The organism is Salinibacterium sp. M195, assembly GCF_019443965.1.
Taxonomy (GTDB): Bacteria; Actinomycetota; Actinomycetes; order Actinomycetales; family Microbacteriaceae; genus Rhodoglobus.
The window spans coordinates 1,736,814-1,759,487 of sequence record NZ_CP040814.1; the positions used below are offsets into that span (position 1 = coordinate 1,736,814).

Consider the following 22,674-nt stretch of genomic DNA (forward strand, 5'->3'; position numbering starts at 1 on the left):
TTCCGGATGACGTGACGCCTACCTTGGGCCGACGCGGGGAGCACACCCGCATTGGCATCGTTGAACTATGCACACTTCAACAGACACTCCCAGTATGGTCGCTCGAGTCGACCGTCTATCAAAATCATACGGCTCAGGAAGCACCAAGGTCGCGGCCCTCAGCGATGTCACCGTCGGAATACGAACTGGCGAATTCACGGCAATCATGGGGCCGAGTGGGTCGGGCAAATCCACGCTCATGCACATAATGGCTGGTCTTGACACAGCATCTTCTGGCAAAGTATGGCTTCGTAATACGGATATTACCGACCTCGGCGATGCAGACCTCACGATGGTCCGGCGGAGGAGAGTCGGTTTCGTCTTCCAAGCGTTCAACCTCGTGCCAACGCTCACTGTTGAGCAGAATATTCTGCTCCCGTTCCAACTCGATGGACGTCTACCGTCGACCACGGAGCGCGGCTGGATAGACGAGCTTATCCAGTCATTGGGTCTGGGGCAGCGGCTGCACCACCGGCCCCACGAGTTATCTGGTGGACAACAGCAACGGGTTGCCATTGCCCGCGCGCTTGGATCACGACCCGAGTTGATCTTCGCGGATGAACCAACAGGAAACCTCGATTCTCGCACGGGGCGCGAAGTGTTGTCCCTTTTGGCTGCGTCCGCGACGGCCTACGGTCAGAGCATTGCAATGGTGACCCACGATCCCATCGCTGCCAGTTATGCAGATCGCATCATCTTCATCGCCGACGGTCGAGTTGTGGCTGACCGCGCACGCTCGACTGCTGCTGAAATCAGCGATTTCATGCTTCAGATGGAGAGTGCGTCGTGAGAACTTTTAATGCACGAGAACATAAGTCCAGCATCCTTGTAGCGGTGCTGAGTAGCGCTTTCGGTGTCGCTCTTCTTCAACTGACGACGAATATTGCGACGGCAGTGGCCGTAGCTACTCCGTACGACGACGGCGGTACGCAAGCGGCGATTTTCGCCGCCCTTGCCTCTGTATTCATCGTGATCTCCGTCTATGTGGGGGCGGTGGTTACAGCAAACACATTCGCGACAATAATTGCTGGTCGAACTCGCAGCATCGCGCTTGTGCGGCTCATTGGTGGGAGCGCACGAAGTCAAAGGCTTCAGGTCGTCAGAGAGGGATTCGCCGTGGGAACGCTAGGGGCGATAGGCGGTGCCGTTATTGGTGTATTCGTCGCGTTCGCGATATTCCAGTTCACCCAAACCCCAGATGGATTGCCGATAATCGAGTACAGCTTTCTTGATCCCGTTGCATTCGCCCCCATAATCGCGGTTGTTCTCACCACCGGGGCCGCATCGTGGCTCGGTTCCCGTCGGGTGCTTGACGTAACTCCGCTTCAGGCATTGGGGGCATCAATAGATTCGGCGCAGGACTCGGAAACACCTCGTGTCGCCCGCGCGGTCGTCTCAACGCTCATGGTCGGTGCAGGAATCGGAATTGTCGTGTTGGGAATGATCGTGGGTTTAGCCGGGCCAGAGGGAGTACTCATTTCTCTCCTCGGCGGCGTGATTTCCTTTACTGGTTTCCTCGTTGGCGCACAATTTGTTATGCCAGCAGTTCTGCGCATTATTGGACAGCTAATTGGTCGAGGTGCAGCTGGAGCATTGGCAGCAAAAAACGCGGTGAGATATCCGAAGCGAAGCACCCGGATCACCGTGGGCCTAGTTATCGGGATAACTCTCGTCACCATGTTCGCGGTCGCTGCTGAGAGTTTTGCGTCAATGATGCGAACGATTCCCGGCGAAGGAAACACCGCTGAGGCGGAACAGGCATTGGCGGTTGCCACTGCGACATTTTCGATTCTGATCGGCTTTAGCGCAATAATCGCGGGCGTCGGGCTAGTGAACAATCTCTCACTCAGCATCGTTCAACGCACCCGAGAACTAGGGCTACTCCGAGCTCTGGGATTCACCGGCGCCCAGTTGCGAGCAATGATTCGATCGGAAAGTGCTCAGTTGACAATCGCGGCAAACGTCGTCGGACTTACGCTGGGAATCTTCTACGGATGGGCCGGCGCGCAAGCGCTACTGGGATCAGTCACCGGACAACCTGGATTCATTCCTCCCGTTGTGCCGTGGTGGATCTTGGCGGCGGTAATCGTTTCCTCAGCGGCGCTCGCGCTAATCGCGTCAGTGGAACCGTCGCGTCGTGTCACCACAATCTCGCCGGTAGAGGCCCTCGCGATCGAGTAGGTTTCGATCATCTTCCCGGCGATCGCTGAGCACGCGCTCGACCCTGCTGCGTCGACTGAATCATTGCGATTCAGCGACCGGTGCGGTCGAGCGTTCCAATCTGACCCTCCCGGGGACTCGCAGCAGTGCTACTCTGAAATGGTGTTGTTCGGTCTGCTCCTCCTTAGCTGCCGCGACGAGTCCTAATCCAGGCCTCACTCGTCGCGGAGTTTGTCATTGGCTGACCAGATTCGTAACGAGTGGCTCACAAGGCCTTGAGAACAGCAGGAGCACCAAATGAAGAACAATCAGTCCGCATCCCCGATGCCGATCCACAAGTACCGTCCGTTTCACGAGATCATTTCTGTTGATCTGCCGGACCGCACGTGGCCCTCGAAGCACATCACTCAGGCACCGCGCTGGTGTGCCGTTGATCTTCGTGACGGCAATCAGGCGCTGATCGACCCCATGAGTCCCGAACGCAAACGGATCATGTTCGATCTGCTCGTGAAGATGGGCTACAAAGAGATCGAGGTTGGCTTTCCCTCGGCAAGCCAAACTGACTTCGATTTTGTTCGCTCCCTCATCGAGACGAATGCGATCCCGGATGACGTCACCATTCAGGTGCTCACCCAGGCTCGTGAAGAACTCATCGTGCGCACCTACGAATCGATCAAGGGCGCAAAACAAGCGATCGTTCACCTCTACAACTCCACGAGCGTGCTGCAGCGTGATGTCGTGTTCCGCAAAGACAAGCAGGGCATCATCGATATCGCCCTCAACGGCGCTCGAATCTGCAAGGCATCCGAGGCAATGGTCCCCGAGACTGAGGTCTATTACGAGTACTCGCCGGAGAGCTACACCGGCACCGAGCTCGAGTTTGCGGTTGATATCTGCAACCAGGTGCTCGAAGTCTTCCAGCCCACACCGGAGCGCAAGGTCATCCTGAACCTGCCAGCCACCGTCGAAATGGCAACTCCCAACGTCTATGCCGACTCCATCGAGTGGATGTCGCGCAACGTCAACCACCGCGAGAACGTCATCATCTCACTGCACCCCCACAACGACCGTGGAACCGGAATCGCTGCGGCTGAACTCGGCTACATGGCCGGTGCAGACCGCATCGAGGGCTGCCTGTTCGGAAACGGCGAGCGCACCGGAAACGTCGACCTCATCGCTCTGGGCCTCAACCTGTTCACGCAGGGGATCGACCCGCAGATTGACTTCAGCGACCTCGACGAGATTCGTCGCACCGCCGAACACTGCAACCAGCTGAAGGTGCACGAACGTAGCCCCTGGGCCGGAGATCTCGTCTACACCGCCTTCAGCGGATCGCACCAAGACGCCATCAAGAAGGGCTTCGAGTCGATGGCGGCTCAGGCCGAACTCGAGGGCAAGGATGTCAACGATCTCGTGTGGGCCGTTCCCTACCTGCCAATTGACCCCAAGGATGTCGGTCGCGGCTACGAAGCCGTTGTCCGCGTGAATTCTCAGTCAGGCAAAGGCGGCGTCGCCTACCTCCTCAAGGCCGATCACAGCCTCGACCTGCCGCGCAAACTGCAGATCGAGTTCAGCGGTGTCGTTCAGTCCAAGACTGACTCCGAAGGTGGCGAAGTCTCAAGCGAGCAGATCTGGAGTTCATTCCAGGATGAGTACCTCCCGGCATCCGCAGATCACGCCGATCAAAAGTGGGGCCGCTACGAGCTGCTTTCTACTCGCACGACAAGCGCCAACGACGGTGAAGTACGCCTCGAAGCGCGACTGCGAGTCGACGACACCGAGCTGGAGGCCGAGCACGTTGGAAACGGCCCGATTGACGCGTTCTTGGGCATGCTGTCCGCACAGGGGCAGGGCATCGGAGTGAAGCTCTACGACTACGTCGAGCACACCATGAGCGAGGGCAGCAATGCCCAGGCCGCAGCGTACGTCGAGCTCGACATCAACGGCCAGCGCCTCTGGGGCGTCGGCATCGACGGAGACATCTCGCGGGCGTCGCTCAAGGCAATCGTCTCGGCGGTTAACCGTTGGGTGCGCGCATCGCAGAACGCTCCTGAAGCTGAACTGATCGCAGGCTAGATTTGCTCATCACAAACGCCCCGCAGCTCAAGGCTGCGGGGCGTTTGTGCGTTTGCGGCCCATCTCGTTGTTGATGGCCAACCGCGAGCGGCACTCTTGGCGTGGGCCGATTAGCGCGGCGGGCGACGGAACTTAGGGATGCCGTTAATGGTGCGCTGCTCGGGCAGCGTCCAGTTGAAAAGCACCGCGAGCACGCGCACGCCAACGGTGATGCCCACGCAGATGGACGCGGCGAGAAGCACCGGCACATCAAAGTTGCGCATGATCACGAGACTTGTCGTGCCAGAGACGGCCGCGACGGCGTAGAGCGACCCCACGTGCATGAGAGCGATCGGCATCGAGAGCAGCATGTCGCGCAGAATAGATCCCCCGACAGCCGAGATCACTCCAACGAAGATGGCCGGCACATCGGGAAGGCCCATGGCGAGGGCCTTCGTGGTGCCAATGGCGCCGAAGAGTCCAATGGTGAGGGCGTCGAGCAACGTAACCAGCGGACCCAGACGCGAGATGAGACGCTCGAGCAGCATTCCAAAGAGCGCTGCGCCAGTAGCGACGAGGAGATACCAGTTTGTGGTGAGCACGGCAGGCACTTCAGAGAGCACGATATCCCGCACCATTCCGCCGCCGAATCCCGACGAAATGCCGATTATCGCGACGCCGAGGAGGTCGAGCCTGCGGTCGCGAAATTGAGACGCGAACATCGCCCCCTGCATGGCTCCAACGCCGACAGCCAACAGCCCAGCCCACAGCGGAATCTCGAAAGTCTCGTTCACGCACCATTCGTACCACGCGTGTGCTGCCTCGCGCCGTTGTGCTCCGGGCAAGCCTGCAATCGGCAGGCTGTAGCGCTGCTGCTGCTGCCGCTGCCGCTGACGCTGACGCTGACGCCGCCACCGCCACCGCCGCGCGCGCGACATCTCGGAAATTCAGGAGAAATGGTCTGGACGTTAGGTAGGTGCCGCGGAAGTAAAGCAACCTGGTGAATGCGGAAGCCCAATTCTCCTGAGTTTCCGAGGATGGGCGGAGCGGACGGGACGGAAGAGTCGAGCGTGAGAGGAAGAGCGGAGGGCCGAGAGCGCGGAGCGCTAGCGCGGGCCTGCGGCGGCCTTGGCGTACTCCGCGAATGTGGCTCGCCCATCACCGGGGAGCGTGCTGAGGTGGTCACCGCGCGCAAAAGATCGCCCGACCGCGCCAGGCATCGGCACCGTCCACACAGGGCGACGAAAGCTGTGGGCAGAGTTCCATTGTTGCGCCAGCGCCGTGAACGAGAGCTGCTCTGGCCCGGCGAAGTCGGCAACGCGCTGGCTGGGCCCGGCAGCCACCAGCGCCGTCAGGCGTTCGGCGACTTCCTCGACCGCGACCGGCTGCATTGTGAACGCTGGCACTACCGTCACTGGTGACCAACGTTGAGCGCTGAAGAGCCGCGAAACGAAGCTATGAAACTGAGTGGCGCGAAGAATCGTGTAGGGAATACCCGAAGCGGCAATCAGATGCTCGCTGAGGAATTTGTCGCGATAGTAGGCGAGTGAGTGCTTGTCGACGCCGACGATTGACATGAAGATGAGGTGCTCAACGGGATGCGCGGCCAAAGCGTCTAAGAGAATCCGGGTTTGTTGCGAATCGCGGGCATTCGCGCCAGAAGCGAGGTGCACGACCGTGGTGACTCCGGCGAGGGCATCCTGGAGTCCGATGCCGGTTGAGAGATCAGCGACGACGGTCTCTGAATTGTGTGCGGGGTGTCGACTGAGGGACCGCACAGAGTATCCCGCTGCGCGGAGCAAATCCACGGTCGGCTTGCCGAGAGTGCCGGTGGCACCGGTAACGAGAATCATCAGCTGGCCTCTCTACGCTGGCGCCGTCTGGGGGTGGCGACCGCTCGTGAACACAATCTACTGCGCGCTGAATGATCGCGGGAGAACGCCGGGTGAAACGAGGGGAGTACGGGCCGTCGCTCAGCAAACTCGCGACAAGCGGAGGATACTTGTCGAGTGCCAACTTATCGTGATGAAGCCGTCGTGCTGCGAACCCACAAATTGGGCGAAGCCGACCGCATCGTCACGATGCTGTCGCGTGAGCACGGCAAGATCCGCGCGGTAGCTAAGGGGGTACGTCGCACTGCCTCTAAGTTCGGAGCGCGACTGGAACCCTTTATGGTCGCCGACATCCAGTGCTATATCGGGCGGAGCCTCGACATCATCCAGCAGGCAGAATCGTTGGGATCGTACGGCTCAGAAATCACCTCCGATTACGCGAGCTACACCGCCGCGAGCGTGATGGTCGAAACTGCTGACAAGGTCACGGATGACGACGGCTCGCTGCAGCAATACCTTCTGTTGGTCGGTGCGCTGCGGTCTCTCGCGCGGCGCGAGCACAACCCGAGTCTCACCCTCGACTCGTACCTTTTGCGCAGCCTCTCTATCGCCGGCTGGGCGCCAAGCTTTGTCGATTGCGCGGTTACCGGGGCGCCAGGACGGCACACGGTGTTCGTGGCGCAGATGGGTGGTGTGGTTGCCGATGAGGTTGCCCCACCGGGGTCACCCCGGCTGAGTTTTGACACTCTCGACTTGTTGGGCGCTCTTCTGGCCGGCTCGTGGGATGTTGCTGAAGCATCCGACGAACGCGCACGGTCTCAGGCCAGCGGCGTTGTTGCTGCCTATGCCCAATTTCATTTGGAACGCAGTCTTCGTTCCATCCAGCATGTGGATCGGAGCGCATGAGCCGCGTAGCCAAAACTCACAAAGATGCCGTGGAGTTTCGTCCTCTTGATTGGACGGGCATCCAGCCGCCGGCGTTGCCGAAGGGCTCTGTTCCTGAGCACATCGCGCTCGTCATGGATGGCAATGGCCGTTGGGCTAACGCCCGCGGACTCACCAGGGTGGAAGGCCATAAGGCGGGGGAAGCGAGCCTTCTTGATGTCGTGGCTGGCGCTATCCAGATCGGCGTGAAGCACATTAGCGTGTATGCGTTCTCGACCGAGAATTGGAGCCGTTCGCCGGACGAGGTGCGCTTTCTTATGGGCTTCAACCGCGACGTGTTGCACCGTCGCCGAGACCAACTCAATGAGTGGGGTGTGCGTGTGCGCTGGGCTGGGCGACGCCCGCGGCTGTGGACTTCCGTAATCAAAGAATTGCAGTTCGCAGAGAAACTCACCGAGAAGAACAGCACCATTACGCTCACAATGTGCGTCAACTATGGCGGACGCACGGAGATCGCGGATGCCGTGCGCTCGATTGCTGACGATGTGGCGGCGGGCAAGCTGAGGCCGTCAGCAGTGTCGGAAAAACTCATCCAGAAGCGTCTTTATCAGCCGCAATTACCTGACGTTGACTTGTTTGTGCGCTCGTCGGGGGAGCAGCGGATGAGCAACTTCATGCTCTGGCAGAGTGCCTATGCAGAGATGGTGTTTCTTGACCGTTTGTGGCCCGATTTCACGCGCGAAGACTTGTGGGAAGCGATTCGCATTTATGCGAGCCGTACGCGCCGTTTCGGTGGGGCAGTCGATGCTCCGACGGGCGACGACGGCTAACTCTCGCGATTACGGCGCGAGCAGGTCGTGGCTGATAGTGAGTGCCGAGCAGCCCTTTTGGTCACGGTGACTTTAAGGTGTATTCTGTGTTCAGGTCAGTATGACTCTTACTGAAGGGAGTGGCGATGCAGAAGAACGAACAGCGGATTTCGCTCGCGGTGTCCACCGTGATTTTCGCGCTGCGCCCCATTCCCGAGTCAGGCCAAAGCGCGCTCTGGATTCCCCTAGTGCGGCGAACTCGCGAACCGTTCGCTGGCCAGTGGGCATTGCCGGGCGGGTGGGTCGATAACGACGAGAGTCTGGCGGATGCTGCGGCCCGCAACCTGCTCGAGACCACGGCACTTGAGCCGGCCTATCTAGAGCAGCTCTACGCATTCGGCGACATTGAGCGCTCAATGAGCAGCCGCGTCGTCTCGATCATCTACTGGGCGTTGGTGCGTCAAGAAGAAGCCGAACGTGCGACCGAAGGCGAGAACGTCCGTTGGTTCGCCGCAGACGATCTTCCCGAGCTGGCGTTCGACCACAACGTCATCATTGACTACGCCCTCTGGCGGCTCCGCACCAAGATGGAGTATTCGCGCATCGCCCGTGCCTTCTTGGGCGAAACTTTCACTTTGAGTGAGTTGCGGCTCGTGCACGAGGCAGTGTTGCAGCGACAGCTCGACCCGGCGAACTTTCGCCGTCAGATTGAGAATTCGGGCTCGCTTGTGCCCACAAACCATGTTGTCTCGGGTGGGCGTCACCGGCCGCCGAGGCTATATCGCTACGACGAGGGCGTTGAGCTCGTAGACAATGGCCCGCTGGGTCACAAAAAGACAGGGAGCACTCGTGTCATCAATTGATTCGACTATTCAGCGCATCACGAAGACGGGCGAAGGGGAGACCTGTGCTCCTGAGCTAGCTGACGGTCCGTGGACTTTTGACCTTGGCGTGCCCAGCTATGGTCCGGGCGCATCAATGGGTGACGTCATCCCGACGGGGGCGCCTCGTCAAGGCCAGCTTCCGGTCGAGTACCAGAAAGCGTCAAACGAAGACCTTCACGCACGCATCATCGCGGCGAAAGCGACCCTCGGTGACCGCGCCGTCATCCTCGGCCATTTCTATCAGCGCGATGAGGTTGTTCGGCACGCCGACTTCCTCGGTGACTCCTTCCAGCTTGCCAATGCGGCGCAGACGGTGCCGAATGCCGAAGCGATTATCTTCTGTGGCGTGCACTTCATGGCAGAGACAGCAGACATTCTCGCGAGCCCCAATCAGGCCGTGATTTTGCCGAACCTTGCCGCTGGTTGTTCCATGGCCGACATGGCAGACATTGACTCGGTCGAAGAGTGCTGGGAGCAACTCACTGAGGTCTACGGAACCGAGCCGGATGCCGATGGCCGCGTGCCGATCATCCCGGTGACGTACATGAACTCGTCTGCCGCGCTCAAGGGCTTCTGCGGCCGAAACGGTGGAATCGTCTGCACGAGCTCGAACGCGACAACCGTGCTGGAGTGGGCCTACGAGCGCGGTCAGCGCGTGCTCTTTTTCCCCGACCAGCACCTCGGTCGCAACACGGCAAAGAAGATGGGCATTTCGACCGATCTCATGCCGATGTGGAACCCCAACAAGCCTCTCGGCGGCAACGACGCTGAAACGCTCAACGAGGCGAAGGTTGTGCTCTGGCACGGCTTCTGCAGCGTGCACAAGCGCTTCAATGTCGGCCAGATCGAGCAGGCCCGTGCCGAGCACCCCGGTGTTCGCGTGATCGTGCACCCCGAGTGCCCGATGCCTGTCGTGGATGCTGCTGACGAGGCCGGGTCAACCGACTACATCCAGAAAGCGGTTGCCGCCGCGACCGAGCCGACAACCTTCGCGATCGGTACCGAAATCAACATGGTGAACCGTCTGGCCGCCGAGAACCCGCAGCACACAATCTTCTGCCTCGATCCCGTGGTGTGCCCGTGTTCGACGATGTACCGCATCCACCCCGGCTACTTGGCCTGGGTGCTTGAAGGGCTCGTCCGCGGAGAGGTTCTCAACCAGATCACTGTTGCCGACGATGTAGCGGAACCGGCGCGTGTCGCTCTTGAGCGGATGCTCGCCGCGAAGCCCCCGGTAGCGACGAAAGAAGCGTAAGCATGGCACGGGTCATTGTTGTCGGCACCGGAATCGCCGGTCTCATCACCGCCTTTCGCGCGAGTGCCCACCACGACGTGGTTCTCGTGACTAAAGCGGAGATGGCAGAAAGCAACACCAAGTACGCCCAGGGTGGTATTGCTGCAGTGTTGTTCCCGGATGACTCGGTGGCGAGTCACGTAGCTGACACGATGCGTGCCGGCGCCGGACTGTGCGAACGCGATGCTGTTGAGGTGCTCTGTAGCGAGGGTCCGTTGCGCGTGCAGGAACTCATCTCTCTGGGAGTTGAATTCGACCGCATCAACAACGGAGAGTTAGCTCGCGGTCACGAAGCAGCCCACTCCTCGCGTCGCGTTATTCATGCCGGTGGGGATGCCACTGGTCTCGCCATCGAGGTGGCATTGCTTCGCGCCGTTCGTGCTCTCGCCGTCGAAACTTACGCGTACACCTTCATGCGCGATCTCATTACGGAAACAGACGCCGACGGAAAGCCGCGCGTGACCGGCATCGATGTGATCGCTCCCGATGGCAACTCTCGCGTGATCGATGGCGACATTGTGATCATCGCTAGTGGTGGTGCCGGCCAGCTGTACAAGCACACCACTAACCCGTTCGTCACGACCGGCGACGGTGTTGCTGCCGCTTACCGTGCTGGAGCAGCTCTGGCCGATGTCGAATTCTTCCAATTTCACCCCACATCGCTCGCCGTTCCTGGCAACCCGCTCGTCTCTGAAGCGGTGCGCGGAGAAGGGGCGACCCTGCTCGACGAGCACGGCAAACGCTTCATGTTTGACGTGCACCCGGATGGCGAACTTGCCCCGCGTGACGTTGTTGCCCGTGGCATTGCTCGCGCCATGGAAAAGCAGGGCGGTCGTCCGATCATGCTCGACGCGACGGCGCTCGGGTCTGAGTTTCTCGCGAAGCGATTCCCGGGGATCACCGAAGTGTGCGAGCAGCACGGCTTCGACTGGGGCAACGAACCCATTCCGGTCACGCCGGCAGCCCACTATTGGATGGGCGGCATCCGCACCGACATCGATGGCCGCACGAGCGTGCGTGGACTCTATGCCGTCGGCGAAGCATCCTGCACTGGTGTACACGGAGCAAACCGCCTCGCCTCAAACTCGCTGCTCGAATCGTTGGTGTTTGCGTGGAGGGCCGCGGATGCCCTCAACGAGCCTCAGCGGGCGATCGAAGTGGATGCTCTCGAGCCCCAATTCGAGATCACCGGAAAAGAGTCATTCACTCGGGATCAGCTGCGTGAACTCATGTGGAGCCATGTCGGCCTCGAACGTGATGCAACCCGCCTCAACGAAGCTGCGGCAATTTTGGCCAGCTGGCACTCCGAGGCAAACACTGTCGAGGGTGCCGAGAACGCGAACCTGCTCGACCTTGCGCGCCTTGTCGTCGTAGCGGCGCTACGTCGTAAGGAATCGCGGGGAGCACACGAGCGCACCGATTACCCGGAGGCGCGCGAAGAACTCGCCTTCTCCACACGGTGGGCTGCCGTCAACGTTGCCGGGGACTTTATCCCGGCCGAAGACCGGATCCGAGCCGAAGATCAAGCAGAAGCGGTTAACCGATGAATCAGCAGCTAGTCGACAACGTCATCCTGATGGCGCTCGCGGAAGACGCACCGTGGGGTGACGTGACGAGCGAGGCTTTTGTGCCCGCCGATGCCGTCGCAACGGCCGTGCTCAATGCTCGTGAACCGGGCGTCGCGAGCGGCCTCGACGTTTTCGCCCGCACGTTCTTGCTGGTGGATGCCCGGGCCGAGGTCACGCTGCAGGCCAGTGACGGCGACACGTTCGCCGCCAGCCAGCAACTCGCAACCGTCTCTGGCAATGCTCGTGCCGTTCTGCGGGCGGAGCGCATCGCTCTCAACCTCAGCCAGCGGATGTCGGGAATTGCCACGCAGACGGCGGCCTATGTCGCCCAGGTGGCTGGCACCCACGCGCGCATCGTGGATACGCGCAAGACGACTCCGGGGCTGCGCGCGCTGGAACGTCAGGCTGTTCGCAACGGCGGCGGACGCAACCACCGCTTCAGCCTCTCGGATGCGGTGATGGCGAAAGATAACCACCTCGCTGTGCTCGCGGCGGCCGGGATTGATCTCGGTGAAGCAATCCGTCGTGCCCGGGAACGCATTGGCCACACAACCCACCTTGAGGTTGAGGTCGATCGTCTCGACCAGGTAGAGACTGTTGTCGCTGCCGGCGTAGACACGATCATGCTCGATAACTTCTCGCTCGAAGACCTTCGGGCCGGTGTTGCGCTCGTAGCAGGGCGCGCGATCGTCGAAGCCAGTGGGGGCGTGAACCTCGACACTGTGGCGGCTATTGCAGCCACCGGTGTTGATGTGATCTCTGTAGGGGCGCTCACCCACAGTGTGCGCTCGCTTGATCTGGGTCTCGACGTTGCGGTGAGGGCCGTCGGCGAATGATCTTTCTCGACTCAGCAGCAACCACACCCGTGCGCCGTGAGGTGCTGGAGGCGATGTGGCCGTTGCTGACGGGAGACTTCGGTAACCCCTCAAGTCATCACGAGCTGGGGGAGTCCGCGAAGCGTGCCCTTGATGGTGCGCGCAAGAGTGTCGCCGCGTCGATCGGGTGTCGCGCATCCGATGTCATCTTCACCTCGGGCGGCACGGAGTCAGACAACTTAGCGATCAAGGGATTGGCGCTCGCCGAGCCTCGGGGGCGCCACATCGTCACGAGTGCTGTTGAGCACGAAGCAGTGCTCGAATCCGTTGACTATCTCGCACGGATCCACGACTTCGAGATCACGGTGTTGCCGGTAGACAGTCGCGGCCGTGTCGATCTCGACCACGTGCGTGACGCGCTGCGCCCCGATACGACCCTCTGCGCCATCATGTACGCCAATAACGAGGTCGGTGTTGTGCAGCCCATTGCGGCGATAGCCGAGCTCTGTCGAGTACACGGGGTGCCGTTGCATACGGACGCGGTGCAAGCCGCCGGTTGGCTTCCTCTCGACCCTGCGGGGTTGGGCGTCGACGCGCTCAGTCTCTCGGGTCACAAACTCGGGGCGCCGAAAGGCATTGGCGTGCTAATTGCCAAGGGCCGCCGAAGCCTTGAGCCTGTGCTGCACGGGGGAGGCCAAGAACGCGGCAAGCGCTCCGGAACAGAGAACGTTGCCGGTGCGGTGGGCTTCGCTCATGCCCTTGCGCTCGCAGAAAGCGACCGTATTGAGCGTGCGGAGCGCATAGGGCAGCTGCGTAATGACTTCGTGGCCGATGTGCAGGCCCGCGTACCGGCTGCGATCCTCACCGGGCCCGAACTTGGCGCGTCATCCCACCGCCTCCCCAACAACGCCTCGTTCTGTTTCCCCGGCACCAGCGGCGAATCACTGCTGCTCGAACTCGGTCGCGCCGGCATCATCTGCTCAGCAGGCTCAGCCTGCGCGGTCGGAAGCGATGACGCCTCCCACGTGCTCACCGCAATGGGAATTGACGAAGAAGTCGCGCAAACCGCGGTGCGTTTCAGCCTCAGCGGGGAGACCACTGCCGAAGAACTCGCCACCGTCGCCGCCGAGATCGAGACCGCCTACCGTGCGGTGCGCTCGCTCTCGGGGTAATCCCGCAACCCCCACGACGCGCCATCCAGGGCAGTCAACGTCGCAATCGTTGTTGCCACACTCGGGATCCGCGTAGCCCCCGGCTGAATGACGTACTGAATCGTGCGCTCGCTCGATGGCTGAGGGGCGTGGATGCTCACGCCCTCCGGCAGCGTCAGCGACGAGAGAGCCAGCTGGGGAAGCAACGCAACCCCGAGCCCTCGCGACACAAAGTTCAGCACCGCAAGCGCGTTATCCGTTTCCAGACCGATCTCGGGGGCGAAACCCTCGAGATTGCAGAGAGCAAGCAAGTGGCCGCGGCAGAGAGTGCAGCCCGCAATCCAGGGGTCGTTGGCGAGATCTGCCAGGCGCACATCATCCGCTTTAGCGAGAGAGTGACTATCGGGCAAGACCAACACGACGGGCTCCGTAAACAGGGGAACCGTCCTATGCCCGCCATCACGTGCCAAGTGTGGGTCAGCCCGGTCCTCTGGATAAGAAAACGTAATCGCTACATCCGCCGCGCCATCCCTCAACAGTTGCAGCGCCTGTGGGGGCTCAGCTTCGACATAGTTCACCGTCAAATTTGGATGCTGCTGGCGCAATTGACGGATCAGCCGCGGCACGAGCGTCGACGATGCTGTCGGGAATGCCGCGATGCGAACCGTTCCGCTCGAGAGGCCCGCCAGTTCTGCGAGTTCGGCGCTCGCCGCATCCACGGCATTGAGCACGGTGACGGCGTGACTGGCTAGCGCCCGCCCGGCCTCGGTGAGGCGTACCCCGCGGCCGGCCCGAACAATGAGCGCAAGCCCCAGGCGCGTTTGGGCGCGGGTGAGGTGTTGGCTGAGGGCGGGTTGGCTGTAACCGAGGATGTTGGCTGCTTCGCTGATGGTGCCGTGGTCGGAGATTGCGCGAACGATACGCAACGTGAGGAAGTCTGGCGTGGTGTCCATGCCAAAATCATAACAAAACGTGATTCTTCGTATCTCAATCATGCCCTTGTCGCATGTATCCGACCGGGGCACTATGGAGGCATGACATCACCGGCCCTGACCCACGCGATGGGGAGCTTCGCCAACACGCACGGCTACCTCTCTGCCGCCACCATGGGTTTGCCGACGTGCGCTGCCGTCGCCGAGATGACCGAGAAACTTCAACAGTGGGCCACTGCAACCTGCAACCCCATGAACTACGGCGACATTGTTGAGCGCACGCGCGGGCACTACGCGCGCCTCGTCGGCATCGACTCCACTCGCGTTGCCATCGGCTCGCAGACCTCGGTCATGGCCTCGCTCATTGCGTGCTCGCTGCCCGCCGGCTCGCACGTGCTCGTCGTCGAATCCGACTTCACGTCGATCGTGTTCCCGTTTCTGCAACACCGCGACCTCATCGTGCAGGCGGTTCCGCTGGAGAAACTTGCCGCCTCGATCACCGACAGCACCGCACTCGTCGTGTTCTCGCTCATCCAATCCTGCAACGGCAAAGTCGCCGACACTGAGGCGATTATCGCGGCAGCCGCCCAGCACGGGGCTCGCACGCTGTGCGACGTGACCCAAGCTGCCGGCGTCTACCCGGTGGATGCCAGCCAATACGACGCGACCGTCTGCCACGCCTACAAATGGTTGTGTTCGCCGCGCGGCGTCGCGTTTCTCACAATCTCCGAGGATTTTGGCCAGCACATCACTCCCGTTCAGGCCGGCTGGTACGCCGGTGATGATGTGTGGGGCAGCGTCTACGGAACCGAAATGAACCTCGCCAAGGATGCGCGCCAATTCGATGTTTCGCCCGCGTGGCAAGCCTGGGTAGGCGCCGAGCATCCCATCGCCATGTTCGCCGACCTCGACATTTCCGAAGTGTGGGAGCACTGCGCCGGCCTTGGCAACGCGCTGTGCGACGAGCTCGGAATTGAGCGTCAAAACCAAGCGATCGTCACCTGGCCAGACGAAACGGGCAGCGATCTCGCCAAACTCACCGCCGCAGGTATCACCGCCTCCGGTCGTGCCGGCCGACTCCGCGCCGCCTTTCACCTCTGGAATACCGAAGAAGATGTTGCGGCGGTTATCGCTGCGCTGCGCGTCTAGCTAAACTGGATGTCCGCCGACCGTGCATCCAGCTCGGCTGACTATTGGAGTTTTAAGTGGCTACGCCTAACCCCCTCGACGCCGTAATCAACCTCGCCAAGCGCCGAGGTTTCGTCTTCCAATCGGGAGAGATTTACGGCGGTTCACGCTCAGCCTGGGACTATGGCCCGCTGGGAACCGCCCTCAAAGAGAACATCAAGAAGCAGTGGTGGCAAACCATTGTTCAGGGCCGCGAAGATGTCGTCGGCATCGATTCCGCCGTCATCCTTCCCCGCAAGGTCTGGGAAGCATCCGGTCACGTTGACGTGTTCTCCGACCCGCTCGTCGAGTCGCTGCACACCCACAAGCGTTACCGCGCCGACCACCTTCTCGAAGCCTACGAAGAGAAGCACGGTCACCCTCCCGTTAACGGGCTTGCCGACATCCGCGACCCTGACACCGGTCAGCCCGGATCATGGACCGAACCGCAAAACTTCTCCGGACTACTGAAGACATTCCTCGGCCCTGTCGACAACGAAGAGGGCATGCACTACCTGCGGCCCGAAACTGCTCAAGGTATCTTCACCAACTTCGCCAACGTCATGGGTGCTGCTCGCATGAAGCCTCCCTTTGGAATCGGCCAGGTCGGAAAGTCGTTCCGCAACGAAATCACGCCCGGAAACTTCATTTTCCGTACCCGCGAATTCGAGCAGATGGAGATGGAATTCTTCGTCGAGCCCGGCACGGATGAAGAGTGGCACCAGTACTGGATCGACGAATCCATGAAGTGGTACACCGACCTCGGTATCAAGCCCGAAAACCTGCGCTTCTACGAGCACGCTCAAGAGAAGCTGTCGCACTATTCCAAGCGCACCGTGGATGTTGAGTACCGATTCCGCTTTGCTGGCGGCGAGTGGGGTGAGCTCATGGGCATCGCCAACCGCACCGACTTCGACCTGCGCACGCACTCCGAAGCTTCTGGCTCAGATCTGTCGTACTTCGACCAGGCCAAGGATGAGCGCTGGACGCCCTACGTTATCGAGCCCGCGTTCGGACTCACCCGTGCACTCATGGCGTTCCTCATCGACGCCTACGCAGAAGACGAAGCTCCCAACGCCAAGGGTGGCGTCGACAAGCGCACCGTTCTGCGCCTCGACCGTCGCCTCTCGCCCGTCAAGGTTGCCGTTCTGCCGCTATCGCGCAACGAACGCCTGTCGCCGATGGCTCGCGGAATTGCTGCTGACCTTCGCAAGTACTGGAACGTCGACTTCGATGATGCCGGTGCCATTGGTCGTCGCTACCGTCGTCAAGACGAAATCGGCACCCCGTTCTGTGTCACGATCGACTTCGATTCGCTCGATGACAACGCGGTGACAATCCGCGAACGCGACTCGATGGAACAGAAGCGCATGCCGATCGAAGAGCTGCGCGGTTACCTCGCGCAGGAGCTCATCGGCTGCTAGCAGCTACCGCGCGGCCGGGCTCTGAGTGGTTCCCGCTCCGAGCTCGGCTCGCGCCTCTCGCTGCTCTCGCCTCTCGCTGCTCTCGCCTCTCGCTCGACGCCGGCGCATCCTCGGAAATTCAGGAGATCTGCGCCGGCGAATCCTTACTCCCGCCGAAACTAAGGGATCTCGCGGCGCGTAGTTGCCGATCTCCTGAGTTTCCGAGGTGAACAGCTCGTCCACAGCGCGATGGCCACCCCCGAGTCCACCGATCGCGGCCGGCAATCCACGCCACGAGTGGCGCCGACGATGCTGTCCCCATGGCAGATGTGCGTGAACTAGTCGATGAACTCGATGGCCTTGCTCAAAAACGTCAGCTCGTAGCCCGCGGAGCCAGCGACTACGACCTGACTCACGCGGTCAGGCGGGGCGAAGTAGTGCGAGCTCGCCAAGGCTGGTACACGACGGCTGATCCCTCCGAGCCTCGAGTGAGGGCCGTGCGTGTGGGCGGTCGTCTTACGGGTATTTCAGCGATCGTTGACTGGGGCGGATGGGTGCTGGGCGAGCATCCACTGCACGTTTCGGTTGCTCACAATGCCGCTCGCCTTCGCAGCCAATGGAATCGGAGGCATCCACTTGGAGTGCACCGCGGTGTGGAGCTGCACTGGGCTCCGATTTTGGTCAGCGACCAAGGTTCGAATTGGCATGTCAGTGTGCTTGAGGCGCTCAGACGTGTGATCGTCGATCACGATCTCGAGACGGCGGTCGCTGCGGTGGACTGGGCACTTCACACAAGAAGGGTTGACGAGTTCGATTTCGAACTGTTGATACTTAGTTTACCTAGTCACAAACGGGCGATTCGGTCGTGGGTCGACCGACATTGTGAGAGCCTGCCGGAGAGTCTCGCTCGTACGCGGCTGCGGCTTAGGGGTCATCGGGTCGAAATTCAGGTTCCTGTCGGTGGCAAGCGAATTGATCTGGTCGTGAACGGCGTTGTCGGTCTCGAGATCAATGGCAAACAGTTTCACGCGCACACTTTTGAGGAGGATCACCTCAAAGGGCTCGAGATCACGATCGCGGGATTTCATGCCATGAGCTTGAGCGCAAGGATGGTTTTCGCGCAGTGGGAGCTATTTCTCCGGGCACTGGAGAGCGCGTTGGCCTCGCATCCGCTCGATGACCTCGGAAATTCAGGAGATTCCGCTTGCGAGCTGGCGGCAGGCCCGAGAATACGCACACCCGCAAGCCAGAGTTTCGGAATCTCCTGAATTTCCGCGGAGGGGAGCGAAAAACGTAGCGAAGGCGAGCGAACCCAAACGGCATCGCCACCGAACTACCGCAACCGGGAATATCCGTGCGGCGCAGACGTTGAAGCCACAGTGAATGAATCAGCAGCAAACCCGATTGCCCCCGTCAAAGTCGATATCTGGTCTGATGTTCAGTGCCCCTGGTGCTACATCGGAAAGCGACGCTTTGAAGCAGCGGTCGATAGCTCCGGCATCGCCGTTGACATTGAGTACCATTCCTTTGAATTGGCACCCGATACTCCTGTTGAGTACGAGGGCACTCCCACTCAGTACCTCAGCGAGCGCAAGGGTCTCGCAATTCCTCAGGTAGAGGAGATGCTCACCCGTGTCACCGATATCGCCACGAGTCTCGGTCTCGACTATGACTACGAGCACATCCACCAGACCAATACGGTGAAGGCCCACGAACTTCTTCATTTTGCCAAGGCTCGCGGCCGTCAGCTCGAGATGAAGGAGCGCCTTCTCGACGCGTATTTCGTTAAGACTGAGCACGTCGGACGCATCGAAGATCTCGCCGACATCGCGGCCTCTATTGGCTTCGACCGTGACGAGGTTGTGGGTGTTCTTGAGTCAAGCGAGTACCTTCCGGCGGTCAAGGCCGATATGGAAGTTGCGATGCAATATGGCATCCAAGGCGTGCCCTTCTTTGTGATTGACGGCAAGTATGGAGTTTCGGGCGCGCAAGAAAGTGAAACTTTCGCTAACGTTCTCACACAGGTACTTACTGAAAGAGATGCGTAACTAATGGATGCCGCAACGAAGCCACTCCCGACCTTCGCCCTTAAACAGGTTGGAGACCCCAATGTTGGTGTGTGCGAGGGCGACTCGTGCATCGTGGATGACCACCAGTCTCAAGCTTTCGTGAACCGCCAGATCGATGAAGGACTCGTCTAAAGCAATCCAGCATTCTGCAGCCTGACCGAGCTTGGGTTTTTGTGCGTTCGGGGTTGGGCTGGGCCTGCGGTCGGGGTTATCCGACGAAGCCTCTGTTCGACCATTCGATAATTTCGGTCGCGCTTGAGTCCTCAGGGGCAGCGCGGGCTACTCGCGGCGGTACTCGCGTGAGCGGTACTGTCGTCGGGCGGTCGGGCAGTGATGCGTGCTGCCGTTCTGGAGCGTTGATCCTCTTGTTCACGAGCGCTCCGAGTATGGCGCCTCCTCCGAACCCGAGCGGGAGCAGAAACAGGTAGAGCGTCGGATTGATGCCCGATCCTGTGCCGAGTGCAAACGTTGCGGCGACGCCGGCTACAGCTCCGAGGCCCATTGCGAGCCACCAGCGCTGAAGTTTCGCGTTTGTTGAATCCCACGCTCGCTGCGCTCGTAGCTGTGCTGATGCTTCCTCGCGTGGTGCCAAGCTCACCCACGTGTGGCCTTCGAATCGAAAGACGTTCGGATGCTCGTCGAGGGCCATTAGTTGCTTCCTTCTTCGGTCGTGATGTCGGCAACGACCGCGTCGAGGCGGCTGATGAGTTCGTCGGCGTGCACCCAGGCGGTGTGGCCGTGATCGCCGGCTCCTATGGAGATGCGCTTTCCGACCATCCGTTCGTCCGCGTACACGGGCCAGGCAGTAGTGCTGCCGAGTGGGGTGATGGTGCCGCGCGCGTAGCCGGTGGCGTTGAGGGCAACCTCGGCATCGGGCATCCGGAGCTTGTTGGCACCCACGAGCGCACGCAGCTTTGGCCACGAAATTTGACGATCGCCGGGCACGAGAGCGAAGAGAAAGCTGCCGTCGCTGCGCTTAACGACGAGCGACTTCACGATTTCGGCCGGGGTGATGCCGAGCAGTTCAGCCGCGTGCTCGAGTGACGTCGCTGGGGCTCGCTCGATGATCTCGATCGGGATGCCGCGGCGCTCGGCATCCTCGCGAACGCGGTCGGTTCCTGCCGTCATTCGGGGCCTTCCGGGGTGGGCGGCACCGGTTCAGGCGCGCCGTGGGACAATTGCTCTGTGACTATTCTTGCCCCTGCCGACCCGCGTGTCGCGCCACAGCTCTCAATCGGCAACCTCGACCTCGATGTTCCGGTCGTTTTGGCGCCCATGGCAGGCATCACGAACACCGCTTTTCGTCGTCTCTGCCGCGAATATGGTGCGGGCCTTTACGTCAGTGAGATGATCACGAGCCGCGCTCTTGTTGAGCGCACGCCCGAAAGCATGCGCCTTATTACGCACCACGAATCGGAGACGACGCGCAGCATCCAGCTTTATGGTGTTGACCCGAAGACGGTGCGCGAAGCGGTCACGATGTTGGTAGCCGAAGATCGTGCAGACCACATCGACTTGAATTTCGGATGCCCTGTTCCTAAAGTAACTCGCAAGGGTGGGGGAGCGGCGCTTCCTTGGAAGATCGATTTGTTCCGCGACATTGTCGAGGGCGCTGTGAAGGCTGCCGGCGATGTGCCGTTGACGATCAAGATGCGCAAGGGCATCGACTCTGACCATTTGACCTACCTCGAGGCTGCCCGGGTGGGCGCCGGTGCCGGCGTGGCCAGCATTGCGCTGCACGCGCGCACTGCTGCCGAGTTCTATTCGGGCCATGCCGACTGGTCTGCGATCGAAAAGCTTAAGAACACCATCACCGATACGCCAATTCTGGGCAACGGTGACATTTGGAGTGCAGCCGATGCTCTTCGCATGGTCGATGAGACCGGATGCGACGGGGTTGTTGTCGGTCGCGGTTGCCTTGGTCGTCCGTGGCTGTTCGGTGACCTCGCTGCCGCCTTCCGCGGTGAATCCCTCAAGGCAGAGCCGACACTTGGCGAAGTCGCCATCGCGTTTAAGCGCCATGCCGAGCTCTTGGTGGAATTCTTCGGTGATGAAGATCGTGCGTGCCGCGACATCCGCAAGCATGTTGCGTGGTATTTCAAGGGTTATGCGGTGGGCGGAGAGTTGCGCGCGGCGATGGCGACTGTTCACGATCTGGCTCAGCTCGACGAACTGTTGGCTCAGCTCGACTGGAGCCAGCAATACCCGGGTGCCGATGCTGAAGGTCAACGTGGCCGGGCGGGCACCCCCAAGAAGCCTTCGCTTCCGCAGGGCTGGCTCGATAGCCGCGAACTGCACGAGACTCACCGAAGCGAACTCAACCAAGCAGAATTGAGCACCAGTGGCGGTTAAGGGCTATACCGAGGCTGACGCTGAGCGTTGGTTCCCTGAGCAGCATTCGAGTCGTCGTAGCGATTTTGCGCGTGACCGTGCGCGGGTTCTTCACTCCAGCGCGCTTCGCCGCCTAGCCGCAAAGACTCAAGTCTTGAGCCCGACGATGGGCGCTGACTTTGCCCGCAACCGTCTTACCCACTCTCTTGAGGTCGCCCAGGTGGGTCGCGAGCTCGCCGACAGCCTCGGCCTCGACCCCGATGTTGTCGACACAGCATGTCTTTCGCACGATCTCGGGCATCCGCCGTTCGGCCACAATGGTGAGCGCGCACTCAATGAGTGGGCGGATGACATCGGTGGCTTCGAGGGCAATGCTCAGACCCTGCGTCTGCTGACGCGCATCGAGCCGAAGGTGTTTGGTCCTAACGGCCAGAGCTATGGGCTTAATCTCACACGCGCGAGCTTGGACGCGAGCACCAAGTACCCCTGGCCGAGCGCCCAAGGCATCCCTGACCCGAGCGGTCGCAGCAAGTACGGCTTCTTCGACGATGACACTGCGGCGTTCGAGTGGTTGCGTGCCGGTGCCCCTGATCGCCAGCGCTGCATTGAGGCTCAGGTCATGGATCTTTCCGATGACATCGCGTACTCGGTGCATGACTTCGAAGACGCCATTGTTGGCGACTTCATTGATGTGACGGCTCTGGGCGCCCGGGTGAACCACGATGACCTCGTGAAGTCGATGTTTGAGTGGATCGGCGGCGAGTTCACGCACGATGAGCTCATCGCAGCCTTCGACCGCCTTGATCTTCTCGATCCGTGGATTGATCAGTGGGATGGCTCGCGTGCCGCCCACGGGCGCCTCAAGAACCTCACGAGCCAGTTGATCGGCCGCTTTGCGGGAGCTGCAGTTCAGGCTACGCGCGAAGCGCACCCGAGGGATGCCCTTGCTCGCTTCGGCGGAAGCCTGGTCGTTCCCAAGGAAATTCAGGCCGAAATCGCCGTGCTCAAGGGCATTGTTGCCGCTTTTGTGATGTCGACAAACGCGCGCCGCCCGATTTATCAGCAGCAGCGTGACGTGCTTACGGAGCTCGCTGACGTTCTGCTGTGGACCGGCCCGAGCAACCTCGATTCGGGGTTCACGGCCGATTGGAATTGCGCTGTGAACGATCACCAGCGCAAGCGTGCGGTAGTAGATCAGGTGGCTAGCCTCACGGATCAGTCCGCCATGGCGTGGCATACACGACTGGTTGGCGAGAGGTAGACCGCGGTAAGCCTAGAAT

General features: G+C 60.8%; 22 protein-coding genes. 17 read left to right on the forward strand and 5 right to left on the reverse strand.

What is annotated here, in order from left to right:
• The first annotated feature begins 67 nt into the window (after positions 1-67).
• The 3 genes from FFT87_RS08335 to leuA all read left to right on the forward strand — a co-directional run bounded on the left by FFT87_RS08335 (position 68) and on the right by leuA (position 4,275).
• Entirely contained in the window at positions 68-829 is a 762-nt protein-coding gene (locus tag FFT87_RS08335; RefSeq protein ID WP_219948295.1) for an ABC transporter ATP-binding protein, read from the forward strand.
• A complete protein-coding gene (locus tag FFT87_RS08340) occupies positions 826-2,220 on the forward strand; it encodes an ABC transporter permease (RefSeq protein WP_219948296.1) in 1,395 nt (464 codons plus the stop codon). The genes FFT87_RS08335 and FFT87_RS08340 overlap by 4 nt, the downstream gene beginning before the upstream one ends.
• A gap of 276 nt (positions 2,221-2,496) precedes the next feature.
• Positions 2,497-4,275, forward strand: coding sequence for a 2-isopropylmalate synthase (gene leuA, locus FFT87_RS08345; protein ID WP_219948297.1), 1,779 nt, complete (start codon positions 2,497-2,499; stop codon positions 4,273-4,275).
• Positions 4,276-4,385: 110 nt separating this feature from the next.
• Here leuA and FFT87_RS08350 read toward each other — a convergent pair whose 3' ends face one another.
• Together FFT87_RS08350 and FFT87_RS08355 are read right to left on the reverse strand one after the other, a co-directional pair.
• Positions 4,386-5,048, reverse strand: coding sequence for a trimeric intracellular cation channel family protein (locus FFT87_RS08350; protein WP_219948298.1), 663 nt, complete (start codon positions 5,046-5,048; stop codon positions 4,386-4,388).
• A 312-nt stretch (positions 5,049-5,360) separates the two neighbouring features.
• Positions 5,361-6,107 (reverse strand): SDR family oxidoreductase, encoded by a 747-nt coding sequence (locus FFT87_RS08355; protein WP_219948299.1) that lies wholly within the window; start codon positions 6,105-6,107, stop codon positions 5,361-5,363.
• A gap of 156 nt (positions 6,108-6,263) precedes the next feature.
• Here FFT87_RS08355 and recO point away from each other — a divergent pair, with 156 nt between their 5' ends.
• The 7 genes from recO to FFT87_RS08390 all read left to right on the forward strand — a co-directional run bounded on the left by recO (position 6,264) and on the right by FFT87_RS08390 (position 13,513).
• On the forward strand, positions 6,264-6,992 hold the full coding sequence (gene recO / locus FFT87_RS08360; protein ID WP_219948300.1) for a DNA repair protein RecO: 729 nt from the start codon (positions 6,264-6,266) through the stop codon (positions 6,990-6,992).
• A complete protein-coding gene (locus FFT87_RS08365; protein ID WP_219948301.1) occupies positions 6,989-7,801 on the forward strand; it encodes an isoprenyl transferase in 813 nt (270 codons plus the stop codon). Before recO ends, FFT87_RS08365 begins: the two co-directional genes overlap by 4 nt.
• 125 nt (positions 7,802-7,926) lie before the next feature.
• A complete protein-coding gene (locus FFT87_RS08370; protein WP_219948302.1) occupies positions 7,927-8,643 on the forward strand; it encodes an NUDIX domain-containing protein in 717 nt (238 codons plus the stop codon).
• A complete protein-coding gene (gene nadA / locus FFT87_RS08375) occupies positions 8,630-9,919 on the forward strand; it encodes a quinolinate synthase NadA (protein WP_219948303.1) in 1,290 nt (429 codons plus the stop codon). Before FFT87_RS08370 ends, nadA begins: the two co-directional genes overlap by 14 nt.
• Before the next feature lie 2 nt (positions 9,920-9,921).
• Positions 9,922-11,505 carry an L-aspartate oxidase gene (gene nadB, locus FFT87_RS08380; RefSeq protein ID WP_219948304.1) on the forward strand — a complete coding sequence of 528 codons (1,584 nt, stop codon included), beginning with the start codon at positions 9,922-9,924 and terminating at the stop codon, positions 11,503-11,505.
• Positions 11,502-12,362 (forward strand): carboxylating nicotinate-nucleotide diphosphorylase, encoded by an 861-nt coding sequence (gene nadC / locus FFT87_RS08385; RefSeq protein WP_219948305.1) that lies wholly within the window; start codon positions 11,502-11,504, stop codon positions 12,360-12,362. The genes nadB and nadC overlap by 4 nt, the downstream gene beginning before the upstream one ends.
• On the forward strand, positions 12,359-13,513 hold the full coding sequence (locus tag FFT87_RS08390; RefSeq protein ID WP_219948306.1) for a cysteine desulfurase family protein: 1,155 nt from the start codon (positions 12,359-12,361) through the stop codon (positions 13,511-13,513). Before nadC ends, FFT87_RS08390 begins: the two co-directional genes overlap by 4 nt.
• On the opposite strand, the gene FFT87_RS08395 is transcribed toward FFT87_RS08390, so the two are convergent.
• Entirely contained in the window at positions 13,483-14,445 is a 963-nt protein-coding gene (locus tag FFT87_RS08395) for a LysR family transcriptional regulator (protein ID WP_219948307.1), read from the reverse strand. The two genes, FFT87_RS08390 and FFT87_RS08395, sit on opposite strands and share 31 nt — an antisense overlap.
• 81 nt (positions 14,446-14,526) lie before the next feature.
• On the opposite strand from FFT87_RS08395, the gene FFT87_RS08400 reads away from it, so the two are divergent.
• The 5 genes from FFT87_RS08400 to FFT87_RS08420 all read left to right on the forward strand — a co-directional run bounded on the left by FFT87_RS08400 (position 14,527) and on the right by FFT87_RS08420 (position 19,195).
• Positions 14,527-15,573: an aminotransferase class V-fold PLP-dependent enzyme gene (locus FFT87_RS08400; protein ID WP_255558966.1), complete on the forward strand. Its 1,047-nt coding sequence runs from the start codon at positions 14,527-14,529 to the stop codon at positions 15,571-15,573.
• Positions 15,574-15,629: 56 nt separating this feature from the next.
• Positions 15,630-17,015: a glycine--tRNA ligase gene (locus FFT87_RS08405; protein WP_219948308.1), complete on the forward strand. Its 1,386-nt coding sequence runs from the start codon at positions 15,630-15,632 to the stop codon at positions 17,013-17,015.
• A gap of 299 nt (positions 17,016-17,314) precedes the next feature.
• Complete coding sequence (locus tag FFT87_RS08410; protein ID WP_219948309.1) at positions 17,315-18,262, forward strand: type IV toxin-antitoxin system AbiEi family antitoxin domain-containing protein; 948 nt, start codon at positions 17,315-17,317, stop codon at positions 18,260-18,262.
• A 111-nt stretch (positions 18,263-18,373) separates the two neighbouring features.
• On the forward strand, positions 18,374-19,042 hold the full coding sequence (locus FFT87_RS08415; protein WP_255558967.1) for a DsbA family protein: 669 nt from the start codon (positions 18,374-18,376) through the stop codon (positions 19,040-19,042).
• 3 nt (positions 19,043-19,045) lie between these two features.
• Complete coding sequence (locus FFT87_RS08420; RefSeq protein WP_219948310.1) at positions 19,046-19,195, forward strand: hypothetical protein; 150 nt, start codon at positions 19,046-19,048, stop codon at positions 19,193-19,195.
• Between the two features lie 76 nt (positions 19,196-19,271).
• Here FFT87_RS08420 and FFT87_RS08425 read toward each other — a convergent pair whose 3' ends face one another.
• On the reverse strand, positions 19,272-19,712 hold the full coding sequence (locus FFT87_RS08425; RefSeq protein ID WP_219948311.1) for a hypothetical protein: 441 nt from the start codon (positions 19,710-19,712) through the stop codon (positions 19,272-19,274).
• A complete protein-coding gene (locus FFT87_RS08430) occupies positions 19,712-20,191 on the reverse strand; it encodes an aminoacyl-tRNA deacylase (RefSeq protein WP_219948312.1) in 480 nt (159 codons plus the stop codon). Before FFT87_RS08430 ends, FFT87_RS08425 begins: the two co-directional genes overlap by 1 nt.
• Positions 20,192-20,248: 57 nt before the next feature.
• On the opposite strand from FFT87_RS08430, the gene dusB reads away from it, so the two are divergent.
• The gene (dusB, locus tag FFT87_RS08435) at positions 20,249-21,415 is read left to right on the forward strand and encodes a tRNA dihydrouridine synthase DusB (protein ID WP_197124260.1); all 1,167 of its coding nucleotides are present in this window, start codon (positions 20,249-20,251) and stop codon (positions 21,413-21,415) included.
• Positions 21,405-22,655 carry a deoxyguanosinetriphosphate triphosphohydrolase gene (locus tag FFT87_RS08440; RefSeq protein ID WP_219948313.1) on the forward strand — a complete coding sequence of 417 codons (1,251 nt, stop codon included), beginning with the start codon at positions 21,405-21,407 and terminating at the stop codon, positions 22,653-22,655. Before dusB ends, FFT87_RS08440 begins: the two co-directional genes overlap by 11 nt.
• The last annotated feature ends 19 nt before the right edge of the window (positions 22,656-22,674 follow it).